This is a genomic window from Pauljensenia sp. UMB3104 (genome assembly GCF_030217285.1).
Classification (GTDB): Bacteria; Actinomycetota; Actinomycetes; order Actinomycetales; family Actinomycetaceae; genus Pauljensenia.
Genome location: NZ_JASONN010000015.1, coordinates 40,804 through 48,618 on the forward strand (window position 1 = coordinate 40,804; position 7,815 = coordinate 48,618).

Consider the following 7,815-nt stretch of genomic DNA (forward strand, 5'->3'; position numbering starts at 1 on the left):
GACACGAAGAGCCGACGCGCTCACCGATGAAGGCAAGCGCGGCGGCCCTTTGCATACCGTTTAGCGGATCGCCTCCATGATGCGTACGCCGTCGAGCACGCTCACGTAGGGCAGGGGGTCCACGTCGGTCTCCAGGACGTACTCGGTGAGCTGGTCGCGCACGACTGTGCGCAGCTCGTCGGGGTTCCAGGGCTTGCCGATGTAGTAGTCCAGGCCCGCCTGGTTCACCGCGCGGATCGTGTCGGACTGGTCCGCCTGACCGGTGACCAGGACCGTCCGAGTCGCACCGAAGCGCTCGTCCTTCATGAGCTCCACGAGGAAGTCCACGCCCGACTTTCCGGGCAGACGGTGGTCGGACAGCACCAGCGCGAGCTCGTCCCCGTCCTCGACGATCTCGTCGATGACGGCCCACGCGTCGTCGACATCCTCGGCGACTTCGAGCCGGATCTTGTCCCAGAACTGTTCAAGATCGCGTTCGAGCGCGTCGCGCACGTCTGCTTCGTCCTCGAGGGACAGGATTGTCAGGGTCATGATTCCTCCTCGTGTGATTGGGCGGGCAGCGAGATCCGCATGATCGTGGATCCCGGGTGAGAGTCGATCGCGAGGGTGCCCCCATGATCGGCGATGATGCTTCGGACGATGGACATGCCCATGCCCAGGCCGAATCGGACGCGCCCCGCCTTGGTGGTGAAGTGGGGCTCCATAATCTTGTCGACGATTCCCGGGTCGATGCCCGGGCCGTTGTCGTGGATGGTGACGCTCACGCCCTCGGGCGTGGGGCGCACGGTGATGCGGATGCGGGCCTCGGCCTCGCCGCGCGCGGGCAGCTCGGGCACGCCGCCCGAGGCCTCGGCTGCCGCGACCAGGTCCGCGTTCTCATCCTCAATCGCCTCGGCCGCGTTCACGATGAGGTTCGTCCACACCTGCTGCAACTTCGCCGGATGCGCGCGCACGGGCGGCACATCCTCGTAGTCGCAGTCGATGCGAATACCCCGCACCCTGTGGGCGGTGAGCCGCAGGACATCGTCGATACCCTCGCGCACGTCCACCGGCTTCAGATCCTCGGCGTCCGGGCGCGCGTATCCCTTCAGGGACTGGGTGAGCTCGATGACACGATCGCCCGCGGCGAGCACCGAGCGCAGGGACCCGCCCAGGCGCGCCCCTGCCTCGTACGCGTCGATGCCGCCCGGTATCTGCGCGAGCGCACGCGCGCCGTCCGCCCCCTGGACCCCCGCGCGCACGAGGCGCCGCGCGAGCGTGCGGTCACCGACGACGGGCAGCAGCTCCTTCATAAGGGCGCGCTCAACCGACGTGGAGCGCGGCGGCGCCGTGAGGGCTCGGGCCATCGCCTCCCTCGACGAGGCCGTGGCCGGGGCCGCGAGCGCCGCGTCGACATCCTCGTGCAGGTGCTTCGCGGCGCGCACGAGGGCGGTCACCGGGTTGTTGAGCTCGTGGGCGATGCCGGCACTCAGCTCGCCGAGCATCGCGAAGCGCGCGCGTTCGACCAGCTCGGCGCGGGTGGCGCGCAGGTCCTCGAGCGTGGCAGCGAGGGCCTCCTTCTGGGCCTCGAGGTCCTCGGCGAGCATCGCGTTTTGCAGGTGAAGGTCCTCGGCGCGCATGAGGCGGCGCGTCAGCGAGCGGATCGCGAGCGCCGTCAGGGTCGCGCCGATCGACGGGTCCTCGGAGATGACGATCTGGAGCTGCTCGGTCGTCAGGCGCACAAGCGTCACCTCCGTCGCCGTCTCGCCCGTGAAGAACGCGTTTTCCGCGCGGGCCAGCGACACGAGGCCGATGAGCGGGCCCGACGACGCCAGGTGCGCCAAGACCTCGCCCTGCGCCGAATCCCTGTGCAGCGACACCTGCCCGTCGAGCACCAGGTAGACAGCGCCCACCGGCTCGCCCTGGGTCACCAGCTGGATCCCCTCGGGGACGATGAGCCGAGGCCGCTGGCCGAGCACGCGCTCGACGCCGGCGAGGAGCTCCATGACGACCTCGTGCTCGTCGCGGTCCAAGCCCTCCAGGAGCGGGCCCTGCACGGCGAACGGCGGTGGGTCCGCGATCAGCGAGCGGATCTGCCTCTCCGAATAGCCGCACCCGCGCAGGTAGCGCACCATCGTCGAATACGCCTGACCCGCCAGCAGCGGCACCGTCCACGGGGACTTCAACACCGAAGCGAGCGCGTCCGACTGTATGCACCGCACGAGGTCTCGGTGCTCCGAACGATCCGTGACCACGACCCACTGCATGCGACGCAGCGCCGGGATCGTCCCCGCCCGATCAATGAGCGCATCAATATCGGCGACCTCAGAGGTCACCAGGCCCATGAGCACATGATCGCCCGGATTCAGGCTCGCGTCATATGCGGCCAGATCCTCGATCCCGTCAACGCGGTCCAAGCACAGGCCCGGGAAAGCGTGCGCCAAGTCCCTCGTGACGGGAGCTGCAATTGACCGCGAATCGTCGCCGCACACCAGCAGGTGAATCGGGTGGCCGACTCGGTGACCGCCGGCTCGCACATCCGTACGGGCCAGCACCGAGGCATCCTCCGCCGCGGGCCCCTGCGTCCACCCGTGGGCCAGCCCCGGCCGGGGGCGCGCGTCCCCCGAACCAGCCATGGCCTCGTCCCCGGACACGTCACATCACCCCGATGAATCCCCATGTCAGCGGCGCAACAAACGCCAGGAGAATGATGCCGATGACGCCGACGACAATGCCGACGATCGCCATCTCGCGGGTCGGAGTCGTGCCCGTCGAGTACGCGATCGCGTTCGGCGGGGTCGAGATCGGCAGGCACATGCCGAGCGAGCAGCCCAGGGCGATGACGATGGCGATCTCGGCGGCGCTCGTGGACACCGTCGTCGCCAGGCCCATACCCATCGGGATCAAGAGGTTCGCGGACGCCGAGTGCGAGATGACGTTCGAGGTCACCCAGCCCACGAGAGCCAACACGAAGATCAGGAGGACGCCGGGGATCGAGGCCCACTGGATCGAGCCGAGCATCCACTTGTCGAGGCCCGTGGCGGACACGCCCGAGCCCAGCGCGATACCACCGGCGACCAGCCACAGCACCGGCCAGTCGAGGGCGCGCAGGTCGTCGCCGCTCATGACCTTCGTCATGAGGAGGACCACGACCGGCAGGAAGCCAACGACGTTGGCGGAAATGTGGTGCAGCGACTCCGTCATCCACAGGAGGATCGTCAGGCCTGCGACCGAGTAGAAGATGATCGCGCTGCGCGACTTCTCGAAGCGAGCCGACGTGTCGATGTTGAACTTGGCGTCCGTGGGGATGTAGCGCCACGCGATGAACGCCCACGACAGGGCCAGGAGCACCAGCATCAGCGGGACGGCCGCGAGCATCCACTGCAGGAAGGTCACCTTCACACCCGCGTTCTCCAACGCGCCCAGAGCGATCGCGTTCGGGGGCGTGCCGACCGGCGTGCCCATGCCGCCGACGTTCGCGGCCACGGGGATCGACAGGGCGATGCCGGTGCGCGCCTTGCCCTCGGGCAGAGCCATGATGACGGGCATCATGACGGCGAACATCGTCGCCGTGGTCGCCGTGTTCGACATGAACATACTCATGATCGCGGTGATCAGCATGACGCCCATGACCGTCAGGCGCGGCTTGCCCATGAAGGGCTTGAGGAGAACCGCCGACAGGGCGCGATCGAGCTTGTACTTGGCGGCACCGTCAGCCACCATGAAGCCGCCCAAGAACAGGATGATGACCGGGTTGGCCAGGGCACCGAAGAACTTCGTGTACGCCGGAGCACCCTCACCCACGCTCAGCAGCGCATGGTCCGAAATGAACAAGACCTCCAAGAAAATGACGAGGACCGCCGTGCCCGCCAGGGGCACCGCCTCCGTCACCCACAGCAGAATCGCCGCCAGGAAGATACCGAACATGCGCGTACCGGCCACGTCCAGGCCGGGCAGCTGCACGAACAGGCAGGTCACTATGCACGCCAGCGCCGCAACGGCGCCAAACACCTTGGCCGGGCTAATTGATTGCTTCTTCTTCGAGAAATCTGCCGGTCGCGTGGACATATTCTGAGCGGAGCGCGGATTGATTGACACCGCGCCCTTGGAGCGTCGAGCCATTATGTGAAGACCTCATCGTCTTGCTTGGATAGTGTCCGACCAGTGTATGTCAGCACACACAAAAAGTGAAACCGGGGTGGGGCTTTCCAATACCCCCACCCCGGCTTAATGACGAGGCGCTGATCGACTCTTGACACATCCCTCCCGATCACAGCCGACAAGATGCGATAACCGAGTCGCCTACTCCCAGTCACCGAACCGCACGGGACCGGCTACTCGGCGAGGTAGAGAGGGTTCTCGTAGCGCATGTCTGAGTTATGGCGTTGGACGGAACACCTATTGCTTGCGGGCACGCGCAGCCCGCAGTCCGTTGGCGATGACGACGACTTCGGCGACCTCGTGCACGAGGACGACCGCTGCCAGGCCGAGCACGCCGGTGATCGCCAGCGGCAGCAGCACAGTGATGATCGCCAAGGACAGAACGATGTTCTGGTTGATGATCCTGCCGCCGCGGCGGGCGTGGCGCAGAGCCTGCGGGATGAGGCCGAGGTCGTGGCCGGTGAAGGCGACGTCGGCGGACTCGATCGCGGCGTCGGAGCCGGTCGCGCCCATCGCGATGCCCACGGTCGCCCCGGCCAGGGCGGGCGCGTCGTTGATGCCGTCACCGATCATCGCGGTCGGCGACGTCTCCGAGAACCCGGCGACGATACGAGCCTTGTCCTCGGGACGCAGCTCGGCGTGCACGTCGCCGATCCCGGCCAGCTTCGCCAGCGCAGCAGCGGTGCGGGAGTTGTCGCCAGTGAGCATGCTCACCTCGACGCCCTGGTCGCGCAGGGTCCGCACGACCTCGGGGACCTCGGGGCGCAGCTCGTCGCGGACGCCGATCGCCCCGGCCAGGAAGCCGTCGACGGTGACGAGCACGCAGGTCTGCCCCTCGGCCTCCAGGTCCTCGACCCGGGCCTTGAGCGGACCGGCGTCGATCCAGCGCGGACTGCCCACCGCCACCCTGCGGCCGTCGACCAGGCCGCCGATGCCGTGCCCGGCCTCCTCGGCCACGTCCTGCGCGGCCGGGGTTCCTCGGCCCGCGGCGGCGATGGCGGCGGCGAGTGGGTGCGTCGAGTGCTGCTCCACGGCGGCAGCCCAAGCAAGCACCTGCGCGTCATCGAACCCATGGGCGGCGACGATGGCAGTTACCTCGGGCCGGTTGCGGGTCAGAGTGCCGGTCTTGTCCACGGCCAGGTGCCGGATACCGCCGAGGCGCTCGAAGGCAGCCCCGCTCTTGATGACGACGCCGAACTTGGTCGCCGCGCCGATCGCGGAGACCACGGTGACGGGCACCGCAATCGCCAGCGCGCAGGGGCTGGCCGCGACGAGGACGACCAGGGCGCGGGTGATCCAGGTCTCCGGGTCACCGAGCAGGGACCCGAGCACGCCGACGAGGACGGCGAGGATCATCACGCCGGGCACCAGCGGGCGGGCGATCCGGTCAGCGATCCGGGCTCGGTCGCCCTTCTCGGCCTGGGCCTGCTCTACCAGCTCCACGATCGTGGTCAGCGAGTTGTCGGTGCCCGCGGCGGTCGCCTCGACCTCCAGCACGCCGGCGCTGTTGATCGCGCCCGCCGACACCGCTTCTCCGGGCGCGACCTCGACCGGGATCGATTCACCGGTGATCGCCGAAGTGTCCAGGCTCGACCGGCCCGAGCGGACCAGCCCATCGGTCGCGACCCGCTCGCCAGGGCGGACCAGCAGCACGTCGCCGACGGCGATCTCCCTGGCCGGGACCGAGGCGGAGGTCCCGTCGCGCAGCACGGTCGCGGTCTCCGGCACGAGCTTCAGCAGCGCGCGCAGCCCGCCGCGGGCGCGGTCCATCGCCTTGTCCTCCAGGGCCTCGGCGATCGAGAAGAGGAATGCCAGCGCGGCCGCCTCCTCGACGTAGCCGAGGATCACCGCGCCCACGGCGCTGATCGTCATCAGCAGCGCGATCCCGAGCTTGCGCTTCACAACGAGATTCCGGATCGCACCGGGCACGAACGTGTACGCGCCCAGCAGCAGGCCCGCCCAGAACGCGACCAGCGCCGCGATGTGCAGCCCCGACCACTCCAGCGCCAGGCCGGTGCCGAACGCGACGCCGGAGAGGATCGGCACGACCAGGCCGGGATCACGCCACCACGGGCGCTCTGTCTCCTCTGCCTCGTCCGCGGGGCTGGTCATCGGCTCGTCGCAGCCGCAGGCGGCGCTCACGAGGCGCCCCCCGAACTGCTCGCGGCGCAGCAGCCCGGCACCGAGCAGGCCAGGTCGATGCACGGCGCGCTCTCGTCCACGGCGAGGGTCACATCAACCAGTGCCGTCAGCGCCGCGGCCAGGTGCGGGTCGGCGATCTCGTAGCGGGTCTGCCGCCCCTCGGGCTCGGCGACCACGATGCCGCAGTCGCGCAGACAGGTCAGATGGTTGGACACGTTCGATCGGGTCAGCCCCAGCTCGCGCGAGAGCACGGCGGGGTGGCTCGGGCCGTCAAGCAGGGACATCAGGATCCGGGAACGCGTCGGGTCGGCCATGGCCCGGCCGAGCCGGTTCATGACGTCGAGACGCGAAGCAATGGTCAGCATGCGCTGAACTATACAGCAGTCGCTGACCTAATCTCCAGTTGTCGCGCTGCCGCACGCGCTGCGCGCGCTTGCCCTCGTGAGGCGTGATCACCTCTTGCGCCAGCGGGGCCACTTCGGCATCCTGCGGCCCTTCCAGGTCTCCACGAGACCCGCAACCCAGCGGACGGACACGAAGAGCCCGTAGCAGGCCCCGGCGAGGCCAGCGCCGACCACGAGCCACCGGCCGATGCCGAGCCACACGCTCCCGTCCACGTCCAGCGCCCACTGAACACCCATGATGAGCCCGGCGATGCCCATCCAAAGACCGGCGATGACCACGGCCACCGGCAGGAGAACGAGGCACATCGCGGTGGCGGCGGACCAGAGCTGTCGCGCCTCCAGCTTCGCCGTCGCGGCGATGATCCGCTCCGCCCGCCTCGTCGTCTCCTCGTCCATGACCTTCACGAACCCCGCGAGCTTCTTCTGCTGTTCGGCCGGCGTGGCAATCCTCGTGTTCTGCGCCTCGACGGCGGCGAGGATCGAGGTCAACAGCTCCATCGTCTCCGGACTGCCGAGCTGCTGCTACGACTGCTCGCGCTCGTTCTGCTGCTTCAGCCTGTCGAGCGCTGCGCTCATGTTCCTTCTCCTTCTGCTGCTGGTGGTAGTCGAAGAACGCCTGCGCGCCCTCTGGGGTGAAGTCCGCCGAGAGGGCGCTCGCGCGCTTGCCGCGCTCGGCGCGGCCGGGCCGCCACGAAACGGGGGAAATGGCGTCATTAGAGGTACGACACGCCGGCGACACGCCGCCAACCAGCTTCTAATGCTGCAAAACCCCCACCGCAGCCAGCCTCGTGCGCCACGTCGCCTACAAGACCTGGGCGCAGGGCCGATTGGCGCGAAAGAACTCGCCCAGCACCGCCCCTCCAGCAGCATTTCCGCGAAAAAGTTCTCCCAGCACAGCCCCTCCAGTGGCTCTTCCGCGAAAAAGTTCTCCCAGCACAGCCCCTTCAGCGGCTCTTCCGCGAAAAAGTTCTCCCAGCAAGCGCAAAAACGCCGATTTTGGGGTGTTTTAGGCGTGCAGGGCGAACTTTTTCGCGCTCACGTCCACCATCAGAGGTCAAGTCCTGTGGAGTGGTGTAATCGTTTTGTGTCCTTCGGGGTGGGTTATGCGCTGAGTTGGAGTGTGGGTTCC

7 protein-coding genes are annotated in these 7,815 nt (G+C 68.2%); 1 reads left to right on the forward strand and 6 read right to left on the reverse strand.

Annotation, left to right across the window (positions count from 1 at the left end):
- Nucleotides 1–60: 60 nt before the first annotated feature.
- The 6 genes from QP415_RS08010 to QP415_RS08035 form a co-directional block, all read right to left on the reverse strand.
- Nucleotides 61–531: a response regulator gene (locus QP415_RS08010; RefSeq protein WP_016460719.1), complete on the reverse strand. Its 471-nt coding sequence runs from the start codon at nucleotides 529–531 to the stop codon at nucleotides 61–63.
- Complete coding sequence (locus QP415_RS08015; RefSeq protein WP_442953472.1) at nucleotides 528–2,633, reverse strand: sensor histidine kinase; 2,106 nt, start codon at nucleotides 2,631–2,633, stop codon at nucleotides 528–530. The genes QP415_RS08010 and QP415_RS08015 overlap by 4 nt, the downstream gene beginning before the upstream one ends.
- 1 nt (nucleotide 2,634) lies before the next feature.
- Nucleotides 2,635–4,047, reverse strand: a complete 1,413-nt coding sequence (locus QP415_RS08020; RefSeq protein WP_048676398.1) for an SLC13 family permease — start codon at nucleotides 4,045–4,047, stop codon at nucleotides 2,635–2,637.
- Nucleotides 4,048–4,377: 330 nt separating this feature from the next.
- Nucleotides 4,378–6,282, reverse strand: a complete 1,905-nt coding sequence (locus tag QP415_RS08025; RefSeq protein WP_285099646.1) for a heavy metal translocating P-type ATPase — start codon at nucleotides 6,280–6,282, stop codon at nucleotides 4,378–4,380.
- A complete protein-coding gene (gene cmtR, locus QP415_RS08030) occupies nucleotides 6,279–6,647 on the reverse strand; it encodes a Cd(II)/Pb(II)-sensing metalloregulatory transcriptional regulator CmtR (protein ID WP_016460715.1) in 369 nt (122 codons plus the stop codon). The genes QP415_RS08025 and cmtR overlap by 4 nt, the downstream gene beginning before the upstream one ends.
- A gap of 87 nt (nucleotides 6,648–6,734) precedes the next feature.
- Nucleotides 6,735–7,184: a hypothetical protein gene (locus QP415_RS08035; protein WP_016460714.1), complete on the reverse strand. Its 450-nt coding sequence runs from the start codon at nucleotides 7,182–7,184 to the stop codon at nucleotides 6,735–6,737.
- 76 nt (nucleotides 7,185–7,260) lie between these two features.
- Between QP415_RS08035 and QP415_RS08040 the strand changes: the two genes are divergently transcribed.
- A partial coding sequence (locus QP415_RS08040) for a hypothetical protein (RefSeq protein WP_285099647.1) occupies nucleotides 7,261–7,815 on the forward strand: 555 nt, incomplete at its 3' end.

Coding starts and splice junctions, on each gene's coding strand:
- QP415_RS08010 (WP_016460719.1), bottom strand. CDS start 531: ATGACCCTGACAATCCTGTCCCTCGAGGACGAAGCAGACGTGCGCGAC.
- cmtR (WP_016460715.1), bottom strand. CDS start 6,647: ATGCTGACCATTGCTTCGCGTCTCGACGTCATGAACCGGCTCGGCCGG.
- QP415_RS08035 (WP_016460714.1), bottom strand. CDS start 7,184: ATGGAGCTGTTGACCTCGATCCTCGCCGCCGTCGAGGCGCAGAACACG.
- QP415_RS08020 (WP_048676398.1), bottom strand. CDS start 4,047: ATGTCCACGCGACCGGCAGATTTCTCGAAGAAGAAGCAATCAATTAGC.